Below are 22,781 nucleotides of genomic sequence, written 5' to 3'. Positions count from 1 at the left end.
GCTCGCTCGTCACCCCCTTCCGCGACCGCGGCGGCCTCGGAAGACTGGCGCCATGAGCGAGTCAGCACCCCGCCCGCAGGCCCGAGTCGGCATCTCCGGCTGGGTCTACCCGGCGTGGCGGCGCACCTTCTATCCGAAGGGCCTCCGGCAGGCCGACGAGCTCGGCTACGCCGCCGCGCGGATGACCTCGATCGAGATCAACGGCTCGTTCTACGCGCTGCAGCGCCCCGCGAGCTGGCATCGCTGGCGCGACGCGACGCCCGACGGCTTCGTCTTCGCGGTGAAGGGCCCGCGCTTCATCACCCACGTCAAACGGCTCGGCGACGTCGACGCCCCGCTCGCGAACTTCTTCGCCTCCGGCGTGCTCGAGCTCGGGGCGAAGCTCGGCCCGATCCTCTGGCAGCTGCCGCCGACCCTCGCGTACGACGAGGCGCTGCTCGCCGGGTTCCTCGAGCGGCTGCCCAGCACCCGGCGGGCCGCGGCGCGGCTCGCCGCGGCGCACGACGAGCGGATGGAGGGACGCAGCGCGTTCGCCGTCGAGGAGGATGCCCCGCTCCGCCACGCGGTCGAGGTGCGGCATCCGTCCTTCGCCGAGGCGGAGGAGGAGTGGGCCGGGCTGCTCGCCCGGCACGGCGTCGCGAGCGTCGTGGCGGACACCGCCGGACGGTACCCCCGCATCGACCGGACGACGGCCGACTTCGCCTATGCGCGGCTGCACGGCGACGAGGAGCTCTATGTCTCGGGCTACGACGACGCGGCCCTCGACCGCTGGGCCGCGTGGGCCTCGGCTCACCTCGATGCCGGCCGCGATGCGTACCTCTACTTCGACAACGACGCGAAGGTGCGCGCCCCGGTCGACGCGATGGCGCTCATCGCCCGCTTGCGCGACTGAGGACAGCCTCGGCATCCTGGCGGTGGCGCGCGTGCGCTGCGAGACTGCAGGCATGACGGACGGCGAAGCAGTTCCCTTCCACGGCGACGAGCCGCACGACCCCCGAGTGCACGAGCGGCTGAACTGGCTCCGCGCCGGCGTGCTCGGCGCGAACGACGGCATCATCTCCGTCGCCGCCCTCGTCGTCGGCGTCGCCGCCGCCACGAGCGACAGCGGCCCCATCCTCGTCGCGGGCGTCGCGTCCGTCGTCGCCGGCGCGATCTCGATGGGGCTCGGCGAGTACGTCTCGGTCTCGAGCCAGCGCGACACCGAGCACGCGCTCATCGCGAAGGAGCGCTGGGAGCTGGGGGCCATGCCCGAGCAGGAGCTCGCCGAGCTCGCCGGCATCTACCGCTCGAAGGGGCTGAGCGCCGAGACGGCGGATCAGGTGGCCCGCGAGCTCACGGCGCACGACGCGCTCGCCGCGCACCTCGAGGCCGAGCTCCACATCGCCGAAGCCGACGTCGTGAACCCGTGGCACGCGGCGGGCGCCTCGGCCCTGTCGTTCCTCGTCGGCGCGGTGCTGCCGATGCTCGCGATCCTGCTGCCGCCGCCAGAGTGGCGGATCGCCACGACGTTCGCCGCGGTCGTCGTCGCCCTCGCGGTCACGGGCTGGCTGTCGGCCTGGATCGGCGGCTCGCCCCGGGGGCGCGCCATCGTGCGGGTGGTCGTCGGGGGCGCGCTCGCGCTCGCCGTCACCTGGCTGATCGGCTGGCTCATCGGCGGCGCGGTCTAACCGGCGCTACGGCCGGTCCGGGCCCTTCGGAGCGACGCTGGGCGTCGCCGTCGTCGGCGGCGGCATCGGCACCGCCTCGACGAAGCGCCGAGCGGCCAGCACCGCGACGACGCCGACCGCCGCCCCGATGACGGTCTCGAGCACCCGGTCGCCGAGCAGTCCGATGAGTGGCGCCGGCGAGGCGAGGTGCGCGACCGTCAGCGCCATCGGCGTGATGAAGACGAGCGCGGTGCCGTAGTGGCGGGTCACGAGCACCTCCGCGCCGAACTGGCAGATCGCGACCGCCGCGACGAGCAGCCACACGGAGGGCTCAGGCCAGAGCAGCAGCGCGGCGACCGCGACGCCCGCGACCGTGCCGAGCACCCGGTGCACGGCACGGGAGACGGTGTGGGCGGCTCGTGCCGGCGGAATCACCGCCACGGCGCTCACGACCGCCCAGTACGGATGCCCGGTGCCGAGCGCCAGCGCGATCGCCCCGGCGACGAGCGCCGCGAGGACGTTCTGCGCGACGTTCAGCCAGAGCCGGGGGTCGGTGTGCCCGCGACCGCGGACCGGCGTGGTGCGCGGCAGCGGGCGGAACACCCGCTGCGCCCGACGCCCGGCGAGCCGCCGCAGCAGCCAGCCGGACATGGCCAGGAGCCAGGCGAAGACGGTCGCCGCGACCGCGACGCCCCAGCGCTGCCACCCGGTGCCGTCGTCGACCGGGAGGGCCGCGCAGACGAGCAGCCCGAACACCGCGAACAGCGGCGTCGAGGGCGTCACGCCGAGCATGTTGTACGCGACGATGACGGCCGCGACGACGAGCGCGAGCACGGCGGCCTGCCCGAGCGGTCCGGCGCCGCCGACGGAGAGCAGGATGCCGAGTCCGGTCGCCGCGAGCTGCACGACCGCCGCGGTGGTGACGGTGCGCAGCCGGGTGCGGTACGGCTCGCTGCGGCCGAAGATCGCCGTCATCCCGCCGAACGCGGCGTAGGCGGCCCAATCGATGCGGCCGACCGCGACCAGGATCGCGAGCGGGACCGCGGCCGCGACGGCGGCGCGGAAGGCGACCTCGAGGTCGAGTTCCCGAGCCGAACGCCACCAGCCGCCCATCGCGGCGGTCGCGCGGTTCACGAGACGCGCCCGAGCTCCAGGGCCGCGCGGAACAGGGCCGCGACGGACTCACCGTCGTCGATCTCGCCCGTGCCGATCATGCGCAGGACCTCGGGCCAGGCGATGGCCTGCACCTCGGCGATGCCCTCTTCGCGCTGGGTCGAGAGCTCGCCGTCGACGGCGCGCTGGAGCCCGGTCGCGAGGAACGGGCGCACTTCGGCGACCGTCACACCGTTCAGCATGGACATCGGCGAGAGCTCGCGCCAGAACGAGGCGGTGTAGCCCGTCTCCTCGAGGAGCTCGCGGCGCGCGGCGTCGAGGAACGGCTGCCCGTCGCTGCCGCCGGCGGGGAGTTCCAGCGTGCGCCCGACGGTGTGCCGGTCGAGGTCGACGAGGAGCACCTCGTCGTCGTCGGTCATCGCGATGACGATGACGGCGGGATGCCGCAGCTCGACGACGCCGTACACGCCGTCGCTGCCGTCGGGCCGGACCACCTCGTCTTCGCGCACCCGGATCCACGCGTTCTCGTACACGGCGCGGCTGGCGCGCACGGGCCAGCTCACAGCTTCTCGATCGGGGCGATCTTGATGAGGAGCTTCTTCTGCCCCGCGGTGTCGAAGGCGACGTGCGCGATGCGCTTGGTGCCCTCGCCGGTCACCTGGGTGACGCGCCCCTCGCCGAAGTCGGTGTGACGGATGCGGTCGCCGGCCTCGAGGGTGAGGTCGCCGTTGTCGCGCACCGTGCCGGTGACCTTGTTCGCCCACTCCGTCTTCGTCGCCGGCGCCCTGGTGACGCTGAAGCGGTCGAGGTCGCGCCGGGACTCGAAGCCGCCGCCCCAGCGCTCGGAGCCGCGCCGGGCGTTGAGCGCGCGCGGCTGCGTGCCGCCCCGGCTCGTGGCCATGCCGGGCGACTGCTTCCAGTCGATGAGCTCGTCGGGGATCTCCTGCAGGTACCGGCTCGGCATCGCGACCGCCACCTCGCCGAACTGGGCCCGGCTCATCGCGAGCGAGAGGTAGAGGCGCTTGCGCGCCCGGGTGATGCCGACGTAGAACAGCCGCCGCTCCTCGGCCGGGCCGCCGGGCTCGGAGGCCGACATCTGGTGCGGCAGCAGCCCCTCCTCGATGCCGGTGAGGAAGACCGCGTGGTACTCGAGGCCCTTCGCGGTGTGCAGGGTCATGAGCGAGACGGTGCCGGACTCGTCGTCGATCTCGTCGGCCGCCGCGACGAGCGAGACCTGAGTGAGGAAGTCGACGAGGGTGGAGCCGGGGTTCTCCCGGTCGAAGTCGCGCGTCTGCGCGACGAGCTCGTCGACGTTCTCGGCTCGGGTCTCGTCCTGCGGGTCGCGGCTGTTGCGGAGGGCGTCGAGCAGGCCGGAGCGCTGCACGAGGTGGACGAGCACGTCGGACACCTTCGCGGCGCCCTCGTTGGTGCCCGCGTCGATGCCGGCCTGCGAGGGCACGAGCATCGCGGCGGCCTCGTCGAGCACGTCGGCGAGCGCGGTGATCGCGCCGGTGACCTTCGGCCCGAGGCCGAGCGACCCCGCGTGCCGCATGGCCTGCCGGAAGCTCAGCTCGTTCTGCTCGGCGTAGTTCGCGATCGCGGTCTCGGTCGCGGGCCCGATGCCCCGCTTCGGGGTGTTCAGGATGCGTCGCAGCGCGAGCTCGTCGAGCGGGTTCGCCACGGCGATGAGGTACGCCATGGCGTCCTTGATCTCGGCTCGCTCGTAGAACTTGGTGCCGCCGACGACGCGGTACGGCAGCGCCGAGCGCACGAAGATCTCCTCCAGCGCGCGCGTCTGCGCGTTGGTGCGGTAGAAGACGGCGATGTCGCGGTAGGCGACCCCGTCGCGGTGGAGAGCCTCGATCTCGTCGGCGATGAACTGCGCCTCGTCGTGCGCGGTGTACCCCGTGTAGCCGACGATCTTGTCGCCGTCGCCGTCGGCCGTCCAGAGCTTCTTGTCTTTGCGGTCGAAGTTGTTCGAGATGACCGCGTTGGCTGCGGAGAGGATGTTCTGCGTGGAGCGGTAGTTCTGCTCGAGGAGCACCACCTCGGCGCCCGGGAAGTCGCGCTCGAACTCGGCGATGTTGCGGATGTCGGCGCCGCGGAAGGCGTAGATCGACTGGTCGGAGTCGCCGACGACCGTGAGGGAGGCCCCGGGGATGCGGCCGTTGCGGTCGGTGAGCCCGCGCACGAGGACGCCGTGCTGGTCGAGCTCGGCGACGATCTCGGGCTCCACCGGACGGGTGAGCTCGTGGATGAGCGCGTACTGGGCGTGGTTCGTGTCCTGGTACTCGTCGACGAGGATGTGCCGGAAGCGCCGCTGGTAGAGCGCGGCCACCTTCGGGAACGCCCGGAACAGGTACACGGTCTCGGCGATCAGGTCGTCGAAGTCGAGCGCGCTGGCCTCGCGGAGCCGGCGCGTGTACTGACGGAAGATCTCGAGGAACGTGAGCTCCTGCGGATCGTTCGTGTTGACGTTGCGCGCGTACGTCTCGACGTCGGCGAGCTCGTTCTTGAGCTTGGAGATCTTGCTCTGCGCACCGGCCGGGGTGAAGCCCATCGTGTCGGCGTTCAGCTCTTTGATGATGCGCTTCAGGATGGTGCGCTGGTCGGCCGAGTCGTAGATGGTGAAGGTCGAGCTGAGCCCGAGCGACTCGGCCTCTCGGCGGAGGATGCGCACGCAGGCGGAGTGGAACGTGGAGATCCACATGCCCTGCGCGCTGTCGCCGAGCAGGGCCTGCACCCGCTCGCGCATCTCGGCGGCGGCCTTATTCGTGAAGGTGATCGCGAGGATCTGGCTCGGCCAGGCCTCGCGCGTCTCGATGAGGTGCGCGATGCGGTGGGTGAGCACCCGGGTCTTGCCGGACCCCGCGCCTGCCACGATGAGCAGCGCGGGGCCGCGGTACTCGACTGCGGCCTTCTGCTGGGGGTTGAGTCCGTCGGTGAGGCGGCTGCCGGCGCCGTCGCGCACGGGAGCGTCGGCCTCGCGCCAGCCGGCCGGGTCGTCGGGGTCGAGGATCAGCGTCATGTCCCTTCAAGTCTAGGCGGGACCGCCGACACCCGACCCCGCTGACTCAGGCCGGGGGCTGCGGCGCCGGGGGCTGCGGCCCAGGTGCGGGCGGCGGGGGCGGCGTCGGCTGCTGCTGTCCCGGAACGGGCGGCGGGGGCGGCGTCGGCTGCGCATACCCGGGCGGAGGCGGCGGGGTCGTCGGCTGCCCATACCCGGGAGGAGCCGGCGGTGCGGGGTACCCGGGCTGCGCGGCCGGCTGACCGTACCCGGGCTGGCCGTACCCCGGCTGCACCGGCGGCTGCCCGTACCCGGGCTCCCCGTACCCCGGCTGCTGGACCGGCTGCTGGCCATACCCCGGCTGCTGACCGTACGCGGGCTGCTGCCCGTAGCCCGGCTGCCCGTACGCGAGCTGCGCCGGTCGCGGCTCCTTCGGCTCGAAGGCGCGCAGGATGAGCGGGATGACCGCGGCGACGACCGCGACGAGCGAGGTGGCGCCCGCGGTGCGCCACCACCAGTCGGGCCAGTCGGGCTCGGGGAACGCCGAGGGGATCGACAGCACGAGCGCCGTCGCCCAGACGAAGATCAGCGTCACGATGCCGGAGATGCGCGTCGCCGTCTTCTTCGCCCGCGCGACGAAATGCAGCCCGTAGAGCTGGGTGAGCAGCAGCGCGAGCCGCAACAGGATGACGACGGCGATGAAGCGGCCGATCTGGGCGGCCCAGACGCCCGGGTCGGCGGTGTTGGCCGGCTGGAGCCAGCCGTTCCACACCTTCATCAGGCCGATCGCGACGAGCACCACGTTGACGATGGTCGAGGCCGCGAGGTACCAGCGGTTGGGCCCGTCGGCGATGGTCGTGTCGAGCAGCACGGTGCCGGCGAACACCGCGACGAGCAGCATGGTGAGCCACGCCCGCCCCGCGACGTTCGCCTGATCGCCGACGATGATGAAGAAGCCGCCGAGCAGCGCTGCCGCCACCAGCATGCCGATGGAGAGCCAGAGTGCGATCCTCGCGGTGCGCGAGCGCTGGACCGGTGCGGACCCCGGTGCTGGGACCGACCCCTGAGCGGGATCGGGACCCGGAGTGGAGCTGGACATCGTTCCTCCTGTCGACGCCGGCGTGCTGGGTTCCCCAGCCTAGCGACACGCCCCCGGCCGCGCCGAGGCATCCGGCCGGGCTGTGGACAGACCCCGCGACCCGAGACCGAGCTGTCAGTCGCGCCCGTCGCGCGCCTCGACCCCGAGGTCGGGCTGGTCGACGAAGATCCCGTCGACCCCGGTGTCGATGACGGCGCGGAACTCCCCGAGCCAGTCCCCCCAGTGCGCGCGGGCCGTCCCGCGCCGGAACGCCGGTGCCAGGAAGCGGTTCTCCGGGCGGAGCGTCCAGGTGTAGACGGCGAGGCCGGCGCTGTGCGCGGCGTCCACGAGCTCCGCCCCATGCAGCGGTCCGCGGCGCTTCGAGCCGCCGACGAGGCGCGACTTCGAGACGCTCACCCCGTCGAAGCGGCCGGCGAGCCGCATCAGCCCGGCCTCGGTCACGACCTCGTCGTAGCTCGTCGCGGCCGCGCCGTCGCGGAGCACGAGGTCCCAGGGCGCGCCCGACTCCTCGATGAGGAACACCCGGGCCCCGTGCACGCCGCGATCGCCCAGGCGGTCGAGGATCGTCGGCTCGAAGGACTCGAGGATGAGCCGCCCGTCGCCTCTCCCCCACCCGGCCGCCTCGAGCTCGGCGGCGAACAGCTCGTCGAGCGGCAGCCCGAGACCGGCGAAGTGGCTCGCGTGCTTGAACTCCGCCACGATGCGGAGCAGCCGCTGACCGGCGTCCGCGGCATCCTCCACCAGCTCGAGCAGGTCCCGCAGCCGCAGCAGCGGGAAACGGCCGTCGAAGCTCGCGCTCGTCTGGCGCAGCGCGCCCAGGCGCTCGGTCGCCCGCAGGGTCGCGAGCTCGGCCCAGGTGAAGTCCTCGGTGAACCAGCCGGTGAGCGGGGCCCCGTCCACCTCGCGGGTCGTGCGGCGCCCGGCGAACTCGGGGCGGCTCGCGACATCCGTCGTGCCCGAGATCTCGTTCTCGTGGCGCAGCACCAGCACGCCGTCGCGCGACGCGACGAGATCCGGCTCGACGGCCTCCGCGCCGAGCGCGAAGGCGAGCTCGTAGGCCGCACGGGTGTGCTCGGGCCGGTAGCCGGAGGCGCCGCGGTGTCCGATGACGAGCGGATGGCCCGCGGTGTCTGCCAGCATGCGCATAGCGTAGCGACGGCATGGCACCAGAGGATGATCTCCGGCGCATTCTCGGCGTCGTCACGGCTGGACACGGTAGATTCGTAGGAATCCGGTATGCAGCCGCGCCCGGATTCCCCTCCACCCGACGAACGCCGAAAGCAGAGGAACCGTCCATGGCACTCGACAATCCCGCCTTCTCGCGGAACCCCGCATTCTCCCAGCAGGGGGCGGTGGCCGCAGCGCAGGACGTGTCGGCCCAGCAGCTGCAGGAGATGTACGACCGCCCGACCACGCTGCCCGACACCGAGGTCATGACGGTCGAGAACACGATCTCGAAGACCGTCGCCTCGTTCGGCGTGCTGCTCGTCGGCGCCGCCGCGGGCTTCGCCCTGACCCCCACCATGCCGTGGGTGTTCTGGGTCGGCGCCATCGTCGGCTTCGTGCTCGCCCTCGTCAACATCTTCAAGCGCGAGCCCTCGCCCGCGCTGATCCTCGCCTACGCGGCCGCGCAGGGTCTCTTCATCGGCGGCATCTCGCTGATCTACGAGACCCAGTACTCGGGCATCATCGCCCAGGCCGTGATCGGCACGCTCGCCGTCTTCGGCGTGACGCTCGCGCTCTTCGCGAGCGGCAAGGTGCGCGCCTCGAAGAAGGCCACGAAGGTCTTCCTCATCGCGATGGTGGGCTACCTCGTGTTCTCGCTCGTCAACATGATCCTCATGTGGACCGGCGTCAACAGCGACCCGTGGGGCCTCCGCGGCGTCGAGATCATGGGCATCCCGCTCGGCCTCGTCATCGGGGTGCTCGTCATCCTGATGGCCGCGTACTCGCTCGTGCTCGACTTCGACGCGATCCAGCAGGGCGTGCGCAACCGCGCCCCGAAGAAGTACGGCTGGTCCGGCGCCTTCGGCATCATGGTCACCGTCATCTGGCTCTACCTCGAGATCCTGCGCTTCATCGCGATCGCGCGAGACTAGTCGCCGCAGCAGCTCGACTGCACGAACGGGTCGCCCTCGGGCGGCCCGTTCGTCGTTTCCGGGCGAGGGCCCGATGCGCGGCGGAGCCCGCCGCCCGCTCAGCCCGGCCGGCAGCTCAGCCCCGGCCGCTCGCCTTCGCGAGCAGCACGGCGCGCTCCCGGGCGTTCTGCGTGCGCTCGGCGGCGAGCTCGAACTCGGCCCTCGCTTCCTCGTCTCGGCCGAGCCGCGCGAGCAGCTCGCCCCGCACGCTCGGCAGCAGGTGCGAGAGCGCCAGCCGCGGCTCGCCGGCGAGCGCGTCGACGAGTTCGATGGCGGCCGCCGGGCCGTCCGCCATCGACACGGCGACCGCGCGGTTGAGGGCGACCACCGGCGATCCGGAGAGCTCCGCGAGCGCGTCGTACACGGCGACGATCGCCGCCCAGTCGGTGTCCTCGACCGAGGCGGCCCGGTCGTGCTCGAGCGCGATCGCCGCCTGCAGCGCGTACGGCCCGCGCCCATGCCCGATCGCATCGGCGCGCTCGAGCGCCGCGCGGCCGCGGCCGATCGCCCCGCGGTCCCAGCGGGAGCGGTCCTGATCGGCGAGCAGGACCGGGTTGCCCTCGGCGTCCGTCCTGGCGGGGAAGCGCGCCGCGGTGAGCTCCATCAGCGCGACGAGGCCCTGCGCCTCGGGCTCCCGGGGCAGCAGCGCGGCGACGATGCGCGCGAGCCGCAGGGCCTCGCGGCTGAGCTCCGGGCGCATCCAGTCCTCGCCGCCGCTCGCGGCGTGGCCCTCGGTGAAGATCAGGTAGAGCACGCCGAGCACCGCGCCGAGGCGCTCGGGCAGTTCCGCCCTGGGCGGCACCTCGAACGCGACGCCGGCCTCGGCGAGCGTCTTCTTCGCGCGCACGACGCGCTGCTGCACGGTGGCGACGGGCACGAGGAACATGCGCGCCACCTCCTCGCTCGTGAGTCCGCCGACCACGCGGAGGGTGAGCGCGACGCGCGCCTCCCGGCTGAGCACCGGATGGCACGCGACGAAGACGAGGCGCAGCACGTCGTCGTCGATCCGGTCGGGGTCGTAGGGCGGCGCCTCCGCCTCGGCCGCGCGCTCGGCCTCGAGGTCGTGCGCGATCGCCGCCACCCGCTCCTCGTAGCGCTCCCTGCGGCGCCAGCCGTCGATGGCGCGGCGCTTCGCGACCGCGGTGAGCCACGCGCCGGGGTTGCGCGGCACCCCCTCGGCCGGCCACTGCTCGAGCGCCTCGGCGAGCGCCTCCTGGGCCAGGTCTTCCGCCTGGGCGAAGTCGCCGACGAAGCGGGTGAGCGCGCCCACGATGCGCGGCGCCTCGATGCGCCACACCGCCGCGACGCGCTCGGCGACGAGGGCCGGGTCGGCCGCCGGAGCAGGAGCGGACGCCTCGCCGGGCGCGCCGGAGCGCCGCACCGACGCCTCGTCGATGCGGCGCTCCTCGGTCTCGTGGCTCACGCGGCCGCCCGGCTCAGGCCTGTGCGGCCCGCTGGGCCTGCTCCTCGCGCCAGCCCTCCTCCTTCTGCACCCACTCGTTATCGGCGGGGAAGTCGGAGGCGTCGGTCACCCGGCGCACCTCGAGGAACGCGCCCGGTCCGAGCGGCGCCCGGCTCGCCCATTCGGCGGCCTCGGCCTTCGAGCCCACCTCGATGATCCAGAAGCCGTTGAAGAGCTCCTTGATCTCGCCGTAGGGGCCGTCGGTGACGAGCGGGGTCTCGCCGCTGAAGTCGACGACGAAGCCCTCGCTCGCGTCGGACAGGCCCTCGCCCGCGAGCAGCACGCCGGCCTTCATCATGGACTCGTTGTAGCGGCCCATCGCGGCGATGACCTCGGTGAAGTCCATCTCCTCGTAGGCGGCGACGCCGCGCTCGTCCGCACGCATGATCAGCATGTACTTGGTCATGATTCCGTCTCCTGTTCGGATCGATCGGGGCCGGTTCCGACCCTCTCACTCATGGCGTCGAACGGGAACCGCGCAGATCGACACGAGTGCGAAAAACTCTCCGAGAATCTTCTCGCGTCTCAGCCGAGGGCCTCGACAGCGGTGCGGATGGCCTCGGCGGAGGCCAGGAGGCGCGCCTCCTCCTCCGCCGACATCGGGGTCTCGGCGACGACCCGGGCGCCGTGCGCCCCGACCACCGAGGGCAGGGAGAGCGCGACGCCCCGGATGCCGCGGACGCCGTCGAGCACGGTCGACACCGGCAGCACGGCGTGCTCGTCGCGGAGCACGGCCTCGACGATGCGCGCCCCGCTGAGCCCGATCGCGAGGTTCGTCGCCCCCTTGCCGCGGATGACCGTGTACGCCGCCTCGCGCACCTCCTGGGCGACGCGGTCGAGCTCGCCCATCGTGAACGGCTCGCCGCCGCGCCAGTCGAGGATCGGCACCGGCCCGATGCGCGCGTTCGACCAGAGCGGGAACTCGGTGTCGCCGTGCTCGCCCACGATGTCGGCGTGCACGCTCGCGGTGCCGACGCCCGCGCGCTCGGCGAGCCGCCAGCGCAGCCTCGAGGTGTCGAGCACCGTGCCGGAGCCGAACACCCGCTCGGCCGGCAGCCCGGTGACCCGCCGTGCCACGACCGTCATCACGTCCGCCGGGTTCGTCACGATGACGAACACCGCGCCCGGCGCCCGCGCGAGGAGCGTCGGCATGAGCTGCTCGAGGATGCCCGCGTTCGTCGCCGCGAGTTCCATGCGCGACTGCCCGGGCTGCTGCTTCGCGCCCGCCGTCACGACGACCACGTCGCTGCCCTCGACGACGGCCGGGTCCGCGCCGCCGGACACCGCGGAGCCGGTGAACTGGGTGCCGTGCGCGAGGTCGAGCACCTCGGCCTCCACCTTCTCGGCGGCGATGTCGTAGAGCGCCACCTCGGCGGCGCTCTCCCGGATGAGCGCGGCGTACGCGAGGCTCACCCCGACGCTGCCGGCGCCGACCACGGTCAGTTTCGTGCGCGCATTCGCCATGCGGACCATCCTGCCCGGCCGGAACGGCGACGGCCAGTGCGTGCGCGCTGCGGCGCCGGAAACGACGGAGGGCGCGGTCAGCAGACCGCGCCCTCCGGATGCCGGATGCCCCGGCTCACTCCCACTCGATGGTGCCCGGCGGCTTCGACGTGACGTCGAGCACGACGCGGTTCACCTCGCGCACCTCGTTCGTGATGCGGTTCGAGATCTTCGCGAGCACGTCGTAAGGCAGCCGCGTCCAGTCGGCGGTCATCGCGTCCTCGCTCGAGACCGGGCGGAGCACGATGGGGTGCCCGTAGGTACGGCCGTCGCCCTGGACGCCGACCGAGCGCACATCGGCGAGCAGCACGACGGGGCACTGCCAGATCTCCTGGTCGAGGCCCGCACGGCTCAGCTCCTCGCGCGCGATGGCATCGGCCTCGCGGAGCAGATCGAGACGATCACGGGTGACCTCGCCCACGATGCGGATGCCGAGGCCGGGCCCCGGAAAGGGCTGCCGGCCGACGATCGCCTCGGGCAGCCCGAGCTCGCGGCCGATCGCGCGCACCTCGTCCTTGAACAGGGTGCGCAACGGCTCGACGAGCTCGAACTGCAGGTCTTCGGGCAGGCCGCCGACGTTGTGGTGGCTCTTGATGTTCGCCGTGCCCGCGCCGCCGCCCGACTCGACGACGTCGGGGTAGAGCGTGCCCTGCACGAGGAACTTGATGGGCGTGCCGTCGGCCGCCGCCTCGGCGAGGAGGTCGCGCTCCGCCGCCTCGAAGGCGCGGATGAACTCGCGCCCGATGATCTTGCGCTTCTCCTCGGGGTCGGTGACCCCGGCGAGCGCGTCGAGGAAGGTGTCTGCCGCGTCGACCGTGACGAGGCGCACCCCGGTCGCGGCGACGTAGTCCTGCTGCACCTGCTCGCGCTCGCCCTTGCGGAGCAGACCGTGGTCGACGAACACCGCGGTGAGCTGCTCGCCCACGGCGCGCTGCACGAGCGCGGTCGACACGGCCGAGTCGACGCCGCCGGAGAGGGCCGAGATGACCCGGGCGTCGCCGACCTGCTCGCGGATACGGGCGACCTGCTCGGCGATGACGTTGCCCGAGTTCCAGTCGGCGGGGATGCCCGCGGCGCGGTGCAGGAAGTTCTCGATGATGCCCTGGCCGAACGGCGTGTGCTTCACCTCGGGGTGCCACTGCACGCCGTAGAGCTTGCGCTCGTCGTTCGCGAAGGCGGCGACCGGCGTCGACTCGGTCGAGGCGAGCACCTCGAAGCCCTCGGGGGCTCGGGCGACCGAGTCGCCGTGGCTCATCCACACGGTCTGCCCGGCCGGCTGGTCGACGAGCAGCGCGTTGCCCTCGGCATCCACCACGTTCGCGTGTGTCGCGCCGTACTCGCGCTGGCCGGTCTGCGCGACCTCGCCGCCGAAGTGCTGCGCCATGACCTGGAAGCCGTAGCAGATGCCGAGAGTCGGCACGCCGAGCTCGAGCACCTCGGGGTCGAGCTGCGGGGCGCCCTGCTCGTACACCGAGCTCGGCCCGCCGGAGAGCACGATGCCGATCGGGTTCTTGGCGCGCACCTCCTCGGCCGTGACCGTGTGCGGCACGATCTCGGAGTAGACGGATGCCTCGCGCACCCGTCGCGCGATGAGCTGCGCGTACTGGGCACCGAAGTCGACGACGAGGACGGGACGCTGTTCGGTCTCGCTCACTGGGCGGCCTCCACGGGCTGGTTGTCGGAATCTGCGGCCTCGGCCTCGCGGCGGTCGAGGTAGCTGCGGACCTCGCGGCCGATCTTGGCCTCGAGGAAGAAGGAGAGGAACGGCACGATGCCGCCGAGCGCGATGAGGATGAAGCGCGTGAACGGCCAGCGCATGAGGCTCCACAGCCGGAAGTCGCTGAAGAGGTACACGACGTAGAACCAGCCGTGCGCGATCAGGATGCCGGTGGAGAGGTTCACCCCGGTGCCGGTCGACTCGAGACCGCTCGCCGTCTCGAGCACGGGCTCGAAGCTGAGCACGCCGTTCGGGCCGAAGGCGTACAGCTCGAAGTGCCAGACGTACTTCAGCAGCATCTCGGCGCAGAGCAGCAGCAGCATCACGCCCGTGATGACCGACGCCACCTGGTAGAACTTCAGCGCCCCGCGGATGCGCGGCAGATCGGCGAGTTTGGGCTCGAGGGGCATGCCACCAGTCTACGCGGACTGGCTGAGCGCCTCCGCCTCGTCGCGCTCGCGCTCGACCGCGTCTCGCACGAGCCGGTACCAGAGGTAGATCGCGAAGCCCGCGAACACCACCCATTCGACCGCGTAGAAGACGTTCAGCCAGTTCAGCTCCACCGACTGCTCGGGCGGCGGCGAGTGGATCGCCTCGAGTCCGGGCGAGGCATCCTTCGCCGTGACGTAGCCGAAGTACGCCGGCCGGTCGTCGAAGTCGGCCCACAGGTTCACGAGCTGCGCGACGGCGACCGTCTTCATCTCGAAGGGGTCGGCGTCGTCCGCGGGCGCGATCGGGGCCTCGCTCGGCAGGAAACGGCCGACGAGGGTGGTGTCCTCAGAGCCGAGGCCGCGCTCGAACTCGGCGAGCGCGCGCTCGGCCGCCTCGCGGTCGGGCGCCCAGCCGAGCGCGACGGGCAGACCACCCGGCGCGCCGTCGGTGACCTCGAGGTGCGCGACGACCCAGCTGCCCGCGACGCCGTCGTTCAGACGGCCGTCGACGATCACCGTGTCGCCGGGGACGAAACGCCCGGTGACCTCGACCATCTGCCCGGTCGCGCGCTGCTCGGTGGGCGCGTCGGGGGCGGCGAGCCCGGCGAAGGGCAGCACCTCCTCCGTCGGCCGCACCTCGACCGTGGCCTGCTCGACGGCCCGCTCGACCTGCCACTGCCCGAGCAGGGCGAAGGCGGCGGCGATGCCGAGGGCGAGGAGCAGGGCGAGCAGCCACCGCGGGCGCACCATCATGCGCAGCACGGCGCGGCGTGAGTCAGCGGACACGATCACCGAGCCTACCCGCCCGCGGCTGGGGAAGCGGTGGGTGCCCGCCCGGCGCCCACGACGATGCCGGGGCGCCGGGCGGACCGATCAGTCGACCCGGACGATGTCCGGCGCCTCCAGCCGCACCCGGTCGGCCGAGGCGTCGTCGGGCTGCTCCTGCGAGGCGCGCTCGGCCTCGACCCGCTGCAGGTAGCGCTCGACCTCGAGGGTCTCGCGGGCCTCGTCCCAGCCGAGCACGCCGCCCATGAGCTTCGCCGCGACGGGCGCGGCCGAGACGCCGCGGTCCCACGCCTCGATCGAGATGCGGGTGCGCCGGGCGAGCACGTCGTCGAGGTGCAGGGCGCCCTCGTGCGAGGCCGCGTACACGACCTCGGCGGCGAGGTAGTCGTCGGCCCCGGGCAGCGGCTCGCCGAGCGAGGGGTCGTTGCGGATGAGGTCGAGCAGGTCGTCGGTCATCGTGCCGTAGCGGTTCAGCAGGTGCTCGATGCGCACCTTGTGCACGCCGAAGGCGCGGGCGATCTTGCCGCGCTTGTTCCACGCGGCCTGATAGCCCTCGGCGCCGAGCAGCGCGATGTCCTGTGTCGCCGACGGCGGGATCTTGCCGTCGAGCGCGTCGACGGCCGCGTCGATCGCGTCCTTCGCCATGACCCGGTAGGTGGTCCACTTGCCGCCCGCGATGACCACGAGCCCGGGCACGGTGTGCGCGACGAGGTGCTCGCGGGAGAGCTTGGAGGTCTGGTCGCTCTCGCCCGCGAGGAGCGGGCGGAGGCCCGCGTACACGCCCTCGACGTCCTCCCGGGTGAGCGGCACCGCGAGCACGGCGTTCACGTGCTCGAGCAGGTAGTCGATGTCGGCCGCGGTCGCCGCGGGGTGCGCCTTGTCGAGGTTCCAGTCGGTGTCGGTCGTGCCGATCAGCCAGTGCCGGCCCCAGGGGATGACGAAGAGCACGCTCTTCTCGGTGCGGAAGATCATGCCCATCGCGGACTGGATGCGGTCGCGCGGCACGACGAGGTGGATGCCCTTCGAGGCGCGCACCTTGAAGGTGCCCCGCTCCCCCACCATGCGCTGGGTGTCGTCGGTCCACACGCCGGTCGCGTTGACGACCTGCTTCGCGCGGATCTCGAAGTGCTCGTCGGTCTCGAGGTCGTGCGCCTTCACGCCCACGACCCGCTCGCCGACCTTCAGGAAGCCCTCGACGTTCACGCGGCTCGCGACGTGGGCGCCGTAGAAGCTCGCCGTGCGCGCGAGCGAGGCCACGTAGCGGGCGTCGTCGACCTGCGCGTCGTAGTAGGTCAGGCCGCCCACGAGGGCGTCCTTCGAGAGCGAGGGGATGGCCCGCATGACCTGGCGCTTCGACAGGTGCCGGTGGTGCGGGACACCGGGCGGACGCCCGCCCGTGTAGCTGAAGATGTCGTAGAGCATCATGCCGGCGCCGATGTAGAAGCGCTCGAACACCCGCTTCTTCAGCGGGTAGAGGAAGCGCACCGGCTTTACGAGGTGCGGGGCGATGCGCTGCAGCAGGAGGCCACGCTCGATGAGCGCCTCGCGGACCAGCCGGAAGTCGAGCTGCTCGAGGTAGCGGATGCCGCCGTGCACGAGCTTCGAGGAGCGGCTCGAGGTGCCGCTCGCCCAGTCGCGGGCCTCGAGGAGCCCGGTCGAGAGCCCGCGGGTGACCGCGTCGAGCGCGGAGCCGGTGCCGACGATGCCGCCGCCGACGACGAGGACGTCGAGCTCTTTCTCTTTCAGTCGCGCGATCGCCGCCGCGCGCTCCTCAGGGCCGAGCTTGTCCGACCGTGCCACCGACTTGAGCTTCGCCATCGTCGCCTCCCCAGACGTCGTATACCGCGCTGCTTCCACGCTACCCGACAACTCGGACAGCAGGTCCGGCGATCACGACTCGGTTCGACGAGCCCGAGTCCGCGCTCCGGCCGGTCTCAGGCGCCCTGGTACGGCGCGACGACGATCTCGACCCGCTGGAACTCCTTCAGGTCGGAGTAGCCGGTCGTCGCCATCGACTTGCGCAGCGAGCCCACGAGGTTCGCGGTGCCCTCGGCGTTCGGCGCCGGGCCGTAGAGGATCTCCTCGAGCGGGGCCACCTGGCCGACCTGCACGCGCTTGCCGCGGGGCAGCTTCGGGTGGTGCGCCTCGGCGCCCCAGTGCCAGCCGCCGCCCGGGGCGTCGGTCGCCCGCGCGAGCGCGGCGCCGAGCATGACCGCGTCGGCGCCGCACGCGATCGCCTTCACGATGTCGCCGGAGGCCCCGACGCCGCCGTCGGCGATGACGTGCACGTAGCGGCCGCCCGACTCGTCGAGGTAGTCGCGGCGCGCGCCCGCGACATCCGCCACCGCGGTTGCCATGGGCGCGTGGATGCCGAGCGAGGCGCGCGTCGTGGAGGCGGCGCCGCCGCCGAAGCCCACGAGCACGCCCGCCGCGCCCGTGCGCATGAGATGCAGCGCTGCGGTGTACGTGGCAGCGCCGCCGACGATGACGGGGACGTCGAGCTCGTAGATGAACTTCTTCAGGTTCAGCGGCTCGACGTTCTTCGAGACGTGCTCGGCCGAGACGGTCGTGCCGCGGATGACGAAGAGGTCGACGCCCGCCTCGACGACGGTCGAGTGCAGCTCCGCCGTGCGTTGCGGGGACAGCGCGCCGGCGACGGTGACGCCGGCGGCGCGGATCTCGGCGAGCCGCTCGCGCACGAGCGTGGGCTGGATCGGCGCGGCGTAGAGCTCCTGCATGCGCGCCGTGGCCTTGTCGGCCGGGAGGCTGCGGATCTCGGCGAGCACCGGCTCGGGGTTCTCGTAGCGGGTCCACAGGCCCTCGAGGTCGAGGACGCCGAGACCGCCGAGCTGGCCCATCATGATCGCCGTCTTCGGCGAGACCACGGAGTCCATCGGCGCCGCGAGGAACGGCAGCTCGAACTGGTACGCGTCGATCGACCAGGCGACGGAGACGTCCTCCGGGTCGCGCGTGCGCCGGCTCGGCACGATGGCGATGTCGTCGAACGCGTAGACACGGCGGCCCCGCTTGGAACGGCCGATCTCGATCTCCTGGCTCACCGTCCCAGCCTACCCGGGAGCCTCATCGGGCGCGCGCCACGCGGCGCTCGTCCCAGACCGGGGCATCCGCCTCGACGACCGCGCCGTCCTCGCGGAACACGAGGAAGCGGTCGAAGCCGCGCGCGAACCAGCGGTCGTGGGTCACGGCGAGCACCGTGCCGTCGAAGCGCGACAGCGCGTCCTCGAGCGCCTCGGCCGAGACGAGGTCGAGGTTGTCCGTCGGCTCGTCGAGCAGCAGCATGGTCGCGCCCGAGAGCTCGAGCAGGAGGATCTGCAGGCGGGCCTGCTGCCCGCCGGACAGGTGCTCGAAGCGCTGCTGCGCCTCCCGGGCGAGGCCGTAGCGGTCGAGCGCCGAGCTCGCCTGCTCGCGCGGCAGGCCCGGCCGCTCGGCGTCGCCGCGGAACAGGATCTCCAGCAGCGTCCGCCCGGCGAACTCGGGGTGCTCGTGGTTCTGCGCGAACCAGCCGGGCACGACCCGGGCGCCGAGCACGGCGCGACCGGAGTGCGGCACCCGGGCGAGCCCCGCCGTCGCCTCGGTCCGGTGGCCCTGCATCGGGTCGGGGTCGCTGCCGCCGCCCGCGAGCAGGCGCAGGAAGTGCGATTTGCCCGAGCCGTTCGAGCCGAGCACGGCGACCCGGTCGCCGTACCAGACCTCGAGCTCGAACGGCCGCATCAGGCCCGTGAGCTCGAGCCCCTCGCACACGAGCGCGCGCTTGCCGGTGCGCGCCCCGCGCAGGCGCATGTCGACCTCGCGGGCGGGCGGGCGCTCCTCCGGCGGCCCGGCCTCCTCGAACTTGCGGAGTCGGGTGACCGCCGCCTGATACCTGGAGGCCATGCCGTCGTTGTACGTCGCCTTCACCTTGAGCGTCGCCACGAGCTGCTTCAGCGCGGCGTGCTGCTCGTCCCAGCGCCGACGCAGCTCGTCGAGCCGGGCGAAGCGCGCCTCGCGGGCCTCGTGGTACCCCTCGAAGCCGCCGCCGTGCACCCAGGCGGTGTTGCCTCCGCCGCCGAGCTCGATCGTCACGATGCGATCGGCGGCCCTGGCCAGCAGCTCGCGGTCGTGCGAGACGAGGAAGACGGTCTTCGACGTCTCCCGCAGCCGCTCCTCGAGCCAGCGCTTGCCCGGCACGTCGAGCGAGTTGTCCGGCTCGTCGAGCAGCAGCACCTGCTCGGGCCCGCGCAGCAGCGCCTCGAGCGCGAGCCGCTTCTGCTCGCCGCCGGATAGCGTCGCGAGCTCCCGCCAGCGGGCCCGCTCGAACGGCACCCCGAGCGCGGCCTCGGTGCAGTGGTCCCAGACGACCTCCTGCTCGTAGCCGCCCGCTTCGGCGTACTCGGCGAGCGCGGCGGCGTAGCGCATCTGCGCGGCGGTGTCCTCGTGCTCGATGAGCGCGTTCTCGGCGGCCTCGAGCTCGAGCGCGGCCACGCGGATCCGCTCGGGCGCGACCGAGACGAGGAGCCCCGCGACGGTCTCGGCGGCGCCCTCGGCGGTGCGGCCCGTGCCGATGAACTGGTCCATGACCCCGAGGCCGCCCTCGACCCGCACACTGCCCTCGTCGGCGGCGAGCTCGCCGCGGACGATCCGCAGCAGGGTGGACTTGCCCGCGCCGTTCGCACCGATGAGCGCCGTCGTGCGGCCCTCCGTGACGCGGAAGGCGAGGTCGGCGAGGAGCGGCCGCCCGTCGGGCAGCGAGTAGGAGACGCCGTTGACGTCGATGAATCCCATGTCGAGACATCCGTTCGCATGCGGCCGCGCCGGACGCTCCGGGGCCGCGCCGCCTCGTGGGCAGCCGATCAGACTAGCGAGCGACGACTCGATCGGCAAACGCGACCACGGCGGAGGGATGCCGAGCCCGGCCGTCTGCGGCAAGCTGGAGCCATGCATCGGATCGCCGCTCAGCCCCTCGACGTCCTCCGCACCCGCACGAGTGCCAAGTGGCGGCTCTACCCCGCCGACGTCCTGCCGCTGCCGGTCGCCGAGATGGACTACCCGCTCGCCGAGCCGGTCGCGGCGGCGCTGCACGCCGCGATCGACCGTTCGGACACCGGCTACGCCGCCGGCAGCGGCCCCATCGCCGAGGCCTTCGCACCGTTCGCCCTCGCGCGCTTCGGCTGGGAGGTCGACCCGGCCCGGGTGACGAGCACGGGCGACGTCGCCATGGGGCTCGTCGAGGTGCTCCGCCGGGTCACGAGCCCCGGCGACCGCGTCGTCGTCACCCCGCCGATCTACCCGCCGTTCTTCGACATCGTGACGGAGGCGTCGGCCGCGGTCGTCGAGGTGCCCATGACGGGCGGCATCGACGCCGGCTGGGCGCTCGACCTCGACGGCATCGACCGCGCCTTCGCCGCCGGGGCGAAGGCGATGCTGCTCTGCAACCCGCACAACCCGATCGGCCTCGTGCCGAGCCGCGACGAGCTCGCCGCCCTCGCGGAGATCGCCGCCCGGCACGGCGCCACGATCGTCTCCGACGAGGTGCACGGCCCGCTCTCGCAGCCGGACTCGGTCTACACGCCGTTCCTCACCGTCTCGGACGCGGCCCGCGAGTTCGGCGTCACCGTGACGGCAGGCACGAAGGCGTTCAACCTCGCCGGGCTCAAGGCGGCGATGATCGTGACGGCCTCCGAGCGCGGCGACGCCGTGCGCCGGGGCATGCCGTACGAGGTCGAGTGGCGGATGAGCCAGTTCGGCTCCATCGCGAGCATCGCCGCGTTCCGCGAGGGCGGCTTCTGGCTCGACGGCGTGCTCGCGAGCCTCGACGACAACCGGCGGCTGCTCGCCGAGCTCCTCGCCGACGAGCTGCCGGGGGTGCGCTACCGGATGCCGCAGGCGAGCTACCTCGCCTGGCTCGACTTCAGCGCGCTCGGCTGGGGCGACGACCCCGCCGCGTACGCGCTCGAGCACGCGAAGGTCGCCCTCGGCGTCGGGCCGCAGTTCGGCGCGACGGCCGGCCGCGGCCACGTGCGGCTGAACTTCGCGTGCACGCCCGAGGTGCTCGCCGAGGCGATCACCCGGCTGGCGGACGCGCGGTAGGGACGGGAGGGGCCCGTGCAGCTCGCGTCGGCGATCTGCCGTGGCACGCTTCGCGGCGCTGGCGCGCCGCGAGCGCTCCTGCTGCCGCTTGCTGAGGGAAGCGCGTCGCGGCTCCGCCGCGCCGCGCTGACCCTCAGCGCGTGTAGTTCGGCGCCTCGACGACGATCTGCACGTCGTGCGGGTGCGACTCCTTGAGCCCCGCCGGCGTGATGCGCACGAAGCGGCCCTTGGTCTTCAGCTCCTCGATCGTGCGCGCGCCGACGTAGAACATCGACTGGCGCAGGCCGCCGATGAGTTGGTACGCCACGGCGGACAGCGGGCCGCGGTAGGGCACCTGGCCCTCGATGCCCTCGGGGATCAGCTTGTCGTCGCTCGGCACGTCGGCCTGGAAGTAGCGGTCCTTCGAGTACGAGGTCTTCTTGCCGCGGGTCTGCAGCGCGCCGAGCGAGCCCATGCCGCGGTACGTCTTGAACTGCTTGCCGTTCTGGAAGACGAGCTCGCCGGGGCTCTCGGCGGTGCCGGCGAGCAGCGAGCCGAGCATGACCGTGTCGGCGCCGGCGACGAGCGCCTTGGCGATGTCGCCCGAGTACTGCAGGCCGCCGTCGGCGATGAGCGGTACGCCGGCCGGCATCGTCGCCTTCGAGGCCTCGTACACGGCCGTGATCTGCGGCACGCCGACGCCCGCGACGACGCGGGTCGTGCAGATCGAGCCCGGGCCCACGCCGACCTTCACGGCGTCGGCGCCGGCCTCGACGAGCGCCTTCGCACCCTCGTAGGTCGCGACGTTGCCGCCGATGACGTCGATGTCCGCGAAGGAGGGGTCGGCCTTCAGGCGGCGGATGATGTCGAGCACGCCGGCGGACTCGCCGTTCGCGGTGTCGACGACGAGCACGTCGACCCCGGCGTCGCGGAGGGCCTCGGCGCGCTCCCAGGCGTCGCCGAAGAAGCCCATCGCCGCGCCCACGCGCAGGCGCCCCTCGGCGTCCTTCGTCGCGTTCGGGTACTGCTCGCTCTTGTCGAAGTCCTTGACGGTGATGAGGCCGGTGAGCCGGCCCTCGTCGTCGATCAGCGGCAGCTTCTCGATCTTGTGCTCGGCGAAGATGGCGAGCGCCTCGTCGGGGTTCATGCCGACGTGACCGGTGATGAGCGGCATCCGCGTCATCACCTCGGAGACCTTCGTGCTCGGCTTCTCGAAGTCGGAGACGAAGCGCATGTCGCGGTTCGTGACGATGCCGACGAGCTTGCCCGCCTCGTCGACGACCGGCAGGCCGCTCACCCGGTAGGTGCCGCAGAGCGCGTCGACGTCGGCGACGGAGGCGTCGGGGGTGGTCGTCACGGGGTTCGTGACCATGCCGGACTCGCTGCGCTTCACCCGGTCGACCATCTCGGCCTGGTCCTGGATGGAGAGGTTGCGGTGCAGGATGCCGATGCCGCCCTGGCGCGCCATCGCGATCGCCATGCGGCTCTCGGTGACGGTGTCCATCGCGGCGGAGAGCAGCGGCGTCGCCACGCTGATCCGTCGGGTGAGCCGCGAGGTCGTGTCGGCCTCGCTCGGGATGACGTCGGTGTGCCCGGGCAGGAGCAGCACGTCGTCGTAGGTGAGTCCCGTGAATCCGAACGGATCGTTCCTGTCCATGTCTGCCCTTCGCTGCCGCCGCTGGTTTCGCCGCCTGGATCGATGCCGCCCGCGCGGGATGCGCGCGATGCGGTGCATCAATGTTAAGCGACGGCGGGGCCGCCGAATTCCCATCGTCGCTGCGTATTCGGGCCGTGCCCCGCACGAACGTTGCGC

19 protein-coding genes are annotated in these 22,781 nt (G+C 72.6%); 4 read left to right on the top strand and 15 right to left on the bottom strand.

What is annotated here, in order from left to right; all coding sequences use genetic code 11:
• Window positions 1-52: 52 nt before the first annotated feature.
• A complete protein-coding gene (locus tag QSJ60_RS07050; protein WP_285463129.1) occupies window positions 53-892 on the top strand; it encodes a DUF72 domain-containing protein in 840 nt (279 codons plus the stop codon).
• A gap of 52 nt (window positions 893-944) precedes the next feature.
• Window positions 945-1,667, top strand: coding sequence for a VIT1/CCC1 transporter family protein (locus tag QSJ60_RS07045; protein ID WP_285463128.1), 723 nt, complete (start codon window positions 945-947; stop codon window positions 1,665-1,667).
• A 6-nt stretch (window positions 1,668-1,673) separates the two neighbouring features.
• Here the strand turns inward: QSJ60_RS07045 and QSJ60_RS07040 are convergent, their stop codons facing one another.
• The 5 genes from QSJ60_RS07040 to QSJ60_RS07020 form a co-directional block, all read right to left on the bottom strand.
• A complete protein-coding gene (locus QSJ60_RS07040) occupies window positions 1,674-2,780 on the bottom strand; it encodes an FUSC family protein (protein ID WP_285463127.1) in 1,107 nt (368 codons plus the stop codon).
• Window positions 2,777-3,310, bottom strand: coding sequence for an NUDIX domain-containing protein (locus QSJ60_RS07035; RefSeq protein WP_285463126.1), 534 nt, complete (start codon window positions 3,308-3,310; stop codon window positions 2,777-2,779). Before QSJ60_RS07035 ends, QSJ60_RS07040 begins: the two co-directional genes overlap by 4 nt.
• An 8-nt stretch (window positions 3,311-3,318) precedes the next feature.
• A complete protein-coding gene (locus QSJ60_RS07030; RefSeq protein WP_285463125.1) occupies window positions 3,319-5,787 on the bottom strand; it encodes an ATP-dependent helicase in 2,469 nt (822 codons plus the stop codon).
• A 46-nt stretch (window positions 5,788-5,833) separates the two neighbouring features.
• Window positions 5,834-6,865 carry a hypothetical protein gene (locus QSJ60_RS07025; protein WP_285463124.1) on the bottom strand — a complete coding sequence of 344 codons (1,032 nt, stop codon included), beginning with the start codon at window positions 6,863-6,865 and terminating at the stop codon, window positions 5,834-5,836.
• 114 nt (window positions 6,866-6,979) lie between these two features.
• Window positions 6,980-8,005 carry a glycerophosphodiester phosphodiesterase family protein gene (locus QSJ60_RS07020; RefSeq protein WP_285463123.1) on the bottom strand — a complete coding sequence of 342 codons (1,026 nt, stop codon included), beginning with the start codon at window positions 8,003-8,005 and terminating at the stop codon, window positions 6,980-6,982.
• A gap of 155 nt (window positions 8,006-8,160) precedes the next feature.
• Here QSJ60_RS07020 and QSJ60_RS07015 point away from each other — a divergent pair, with 155 nt between their 5' ends.
• Entirely contained in the window at window positions 8,161-8,964 is an 804-nt protein-coding gene (locus QSJ60_RS07015) for a Bax inhibitor-1/YccA family protein (RefSeq protein WP_285463122.1), read from the top strand.
• Window positions 8,965-9,079: 115 nt separating this feature from the next.
• On the opposite strand, the gene QSJ60_RS07010 is transcribed toward QSJ60_RS07015, so the two are convergent.
• From QSJ60_RS07010 to QSJ60_RS06970, 9 genes are all read right to left on the bottom strand, one after another.
• Window positions 9,080-10,300 (bottom strand): RNA polymerase sigma factor, encoded by a 1,221-nt coding sequence (locus tag QSJ60_RS07010; protein ID WP_285465275.1) that lies wholly within the window; start codon window positions 10,298-10,300, stop codon window positions 9,080-9,082.
• Window positions 10,301-10,439: 139 nt separating this feature from the next.
• Window positions 10,440-10,871, bottom strand: a complete 432-nt coding sequence (locus QSJ60_RS07005; RefSeq protein WP_229781496.1) for a YciI family protein — start codon at window positions 10,869-10,871, stop codon at window positions 10,440-10,442.
• Between the two features lie 119 nt (window positions 10,872-10,990).
• Window positions 10,991-11,929: an L-lactate dehydrogenase gene (locus QSJ60_RS07000; RefSeq protein WP_285463121.1), complete on the bottom strand. Its 939-nt coding sequence runs from the start codon at window positions 11,927-11,929 to the stop codon at window positions 10,991-10,993.
• Between the two features lie 115 nt (window positions 11,930-12,044).
• Window positions 12,045-13,622 carry a glutamine-hydrolyzing GMP synthase gene (guaA, locus tag QSJ60_RS06995; RefSeq protein WP_189083761.1) on the bottom strand — a complete coding sequence of 526 codons (1,578 nt, stop codon included), beginning with the start codon at window positions 13,620-13,622 and terminating at the stop codon, window positions 12,045-12,047.
• On the bottom strand, window positions 13,619-14,095 hold the full coding sequence (locus tag QSJ60_RS06990; protein WP_189083760.1) for a DUF3817 domain-containing protein: 477 nt from the start codon (window positions 14,093-14,095) through the stop codon (window positions 13,619-13,621). The genes guaA and QSJ60_RS06990 overlap by 4 nt, the downstream gene beginning before the upstream one ends.
• Before the next feature lie 9 nt (window positions 14,096-14,104).
• The gene (locus tag QSJ60_RS06985) at window positions 14,105-14,902 is read right to left on the bottom strand and encodes an SURF1 family protein (protein WP_230764810.1); all 798 of its coding nucleotides are present in this window, start codon (window positions 14,900-14,902) and stop codon (window positions 14,105-14,107) included.
• An 87-nt stretch (window positions 14,903-14,989) separates the two neighbouring features.
• Window positions 14,990-16,720 (bottom strand): glycerol-3-phosphate dehydrogenase/oxidase, encoded by a 1,731-nt coding sequence (locus QSJ60_RS06980; protein WP_285463120.1) that lies wholly within the window; start codon window positions 16,718-16,720, stop codon window positions 14,990-14,992.
• A gap of 116 nt (window positions 16,721-16,836) precedes the next feature.
• Window positions 16,837-17,961 carry a GuaB3 family IMP dehydrogenase-related protein gene (locus QSJ60_RS06975; RefSeq protein ID WP_230764808.1) on the bottom strand — a complete coding sequence of 375 codons (1,125 nt, stop codon included), beginning with the start codon at window positions 17,959-17,961 and terminating at the stop codon, window positions 16,837-16,839.
• Between the two features lie 22 nt (window positions 17,962-17,983).
• On the bottom strand, window positions 17,984-19,684 hold the full coding sequence (locus QSJ60_RS06970; protein WP_285463119.1) for an ABC-F family ATP-binding cassette domain-containing protein: 1,701 nt from the start codon (window positions 19,682-19,684) through the stop codon (window positions 17,984-17,986).
• Between the two features lie 153 nt (window positions 19,685-19,837).
• Between QSJ60_RS06970 and QSJ60_RS06965 the strand changes: the two genes are divergently transcribed.
• On the top strand, window positions 19,838-20,989 hold the full coding sequence (locus tag QSJ60_RS06965) for a MalY/PatB family protein (protein ID WP_285463118.1): 1,152 nt from the start codon (window positions 19,838-19,840) through the stop codon (window positions 20,987-20,989).
• Between the two features lie 133 nt (window positions 20,990-21,122).
• Here the strand turns inward: QSJ60_RS06965 and guaB are convergent, their stop codons facing one another.
• A complete protein-coding gene (gene guaB / locus QSJ60_RS06960) occupies window positions 21,123-22,625 on the bottom strand; it encodes an IMP dehydrogenase (RefSeq protein ID WP_230764802.1) in 1,503 nt (500 codons plus the stop codon).
• Between the last annotated feature and the right edge of the window lie 156 nt (window positions 22,626-22,781).

This window comes from Agromyces sp. NBRC 114283, from assembly GCF_030268405.1.
Lineage (GTDB): Bacteria > Actinomycetota > Actinomycetes > Actinomycetales > Microbacteriaceae > Agromyces > Agromyces mediolanus.
This window is presented reverse-complemented; position numbering and strand designations above follow the sequence as displayed.

What these genes read in the sequence shown, in the direction of transcription:
- QSJ60_RS06980 (WP_285463120.1), bottom strand. Translation starts at nt 16,720, where the DNA reads ATGGCGAAGCTCAAGTCGGTGGCACGGTCGGACAAGCTCGGCCCTGAG.
- QSJ60_RS06990 (WP_189083760.1), bottom strand. Translation starts at nt 14,095, where the DNA reads ATGCCCCTCGAGCCCAAACTCGCCGATCTGCCGCGCATCCGCGGGGCG.
- QSJ60_RS07030 (WP_285463125.1), bottom strand. Translation starts at nt 5,787, where the DNA reads ATGACGCTGATCCTCGACCCCGACGACCCGGCCGGCTGGCGCGAGGCC.
- guaB (WP_230764802.1), bottom strand. Translation starts at nt 22,625, where the DNA reads ATGGACAGGAACGATCCGTTCGGATTCACGGGACTCACCTACGACGAC.
- QSJ60_RS07020 (WP_285463123.1), bottom strand. Translation starts at nt 8,005, where the DNA reads ATGCTGGCAGACACCGCGGGCCATCCGCTCGTCATCGGACACCGCGGC.
- QSJ60_RS07000 (WP_285463121.1), bottom strand. Translation starts at nt 11,929, where the DNA reads ATGGCGAATGCGCGCACGAAACTGACCGTGGTCGGCGCCGGCAGCGTC.
- QSJ60_RS07025 (WP_285463124.1), bottom strand. Translation starts at nt 6,865, where the DNA reads ATGTCCAGCTCCACTCCGGGTCCCGATCCCGCTCAGGGGTCGGTCCCA.
- QSJ60_RS07050 (WP_285463129.1), top strand. Translation starts at nt 53, where the DNA reads ATGAGCGAGTCAGCACCCCGCCCGCAGGCCCGAGTCGGCATCTCCGGC.
- QSJ60_RS07005 (WP_229781496.1), bottom strand. Translation starts at nt 10,871, where the DNA reads ATGACCAAGTACATGCTGATCATGCGTGCGGACGAGCGCGGCGTCGCC.
- QSJ60_RS07045 (WP_285463128.1), top strand. Translation starts at nt 945, where the DNA reads ATGACGGACGGCGAAGCAGTTCCCTTCCACGGCGACGAGCCGCACGAC.
- QSJ60_RS06965 (WP_285463118.1), top strand. Translation starts at nt 19,838, where the DNA reads ATGCATCGGATCGCCGCTCAGCCCCTCGACGTCCTCCGCACCCGCACG.
- QSJ60_RS06970 (WP_285463119.1), bottom strand. Translation starts at nt 19,684, where the DNA reads ATGGGATTCATCGACGTCAACGGCGTCTCCTACTCGCTGCCCGACGGG.
- QSJ60_RS07015 (WP_285463122.1), top strand. Translation starts at nt 8,161, where the DNA reads ATGGCACTCGACAATCCCGCCTTCTCGCGGAACCCCGCATTCTCCCAG.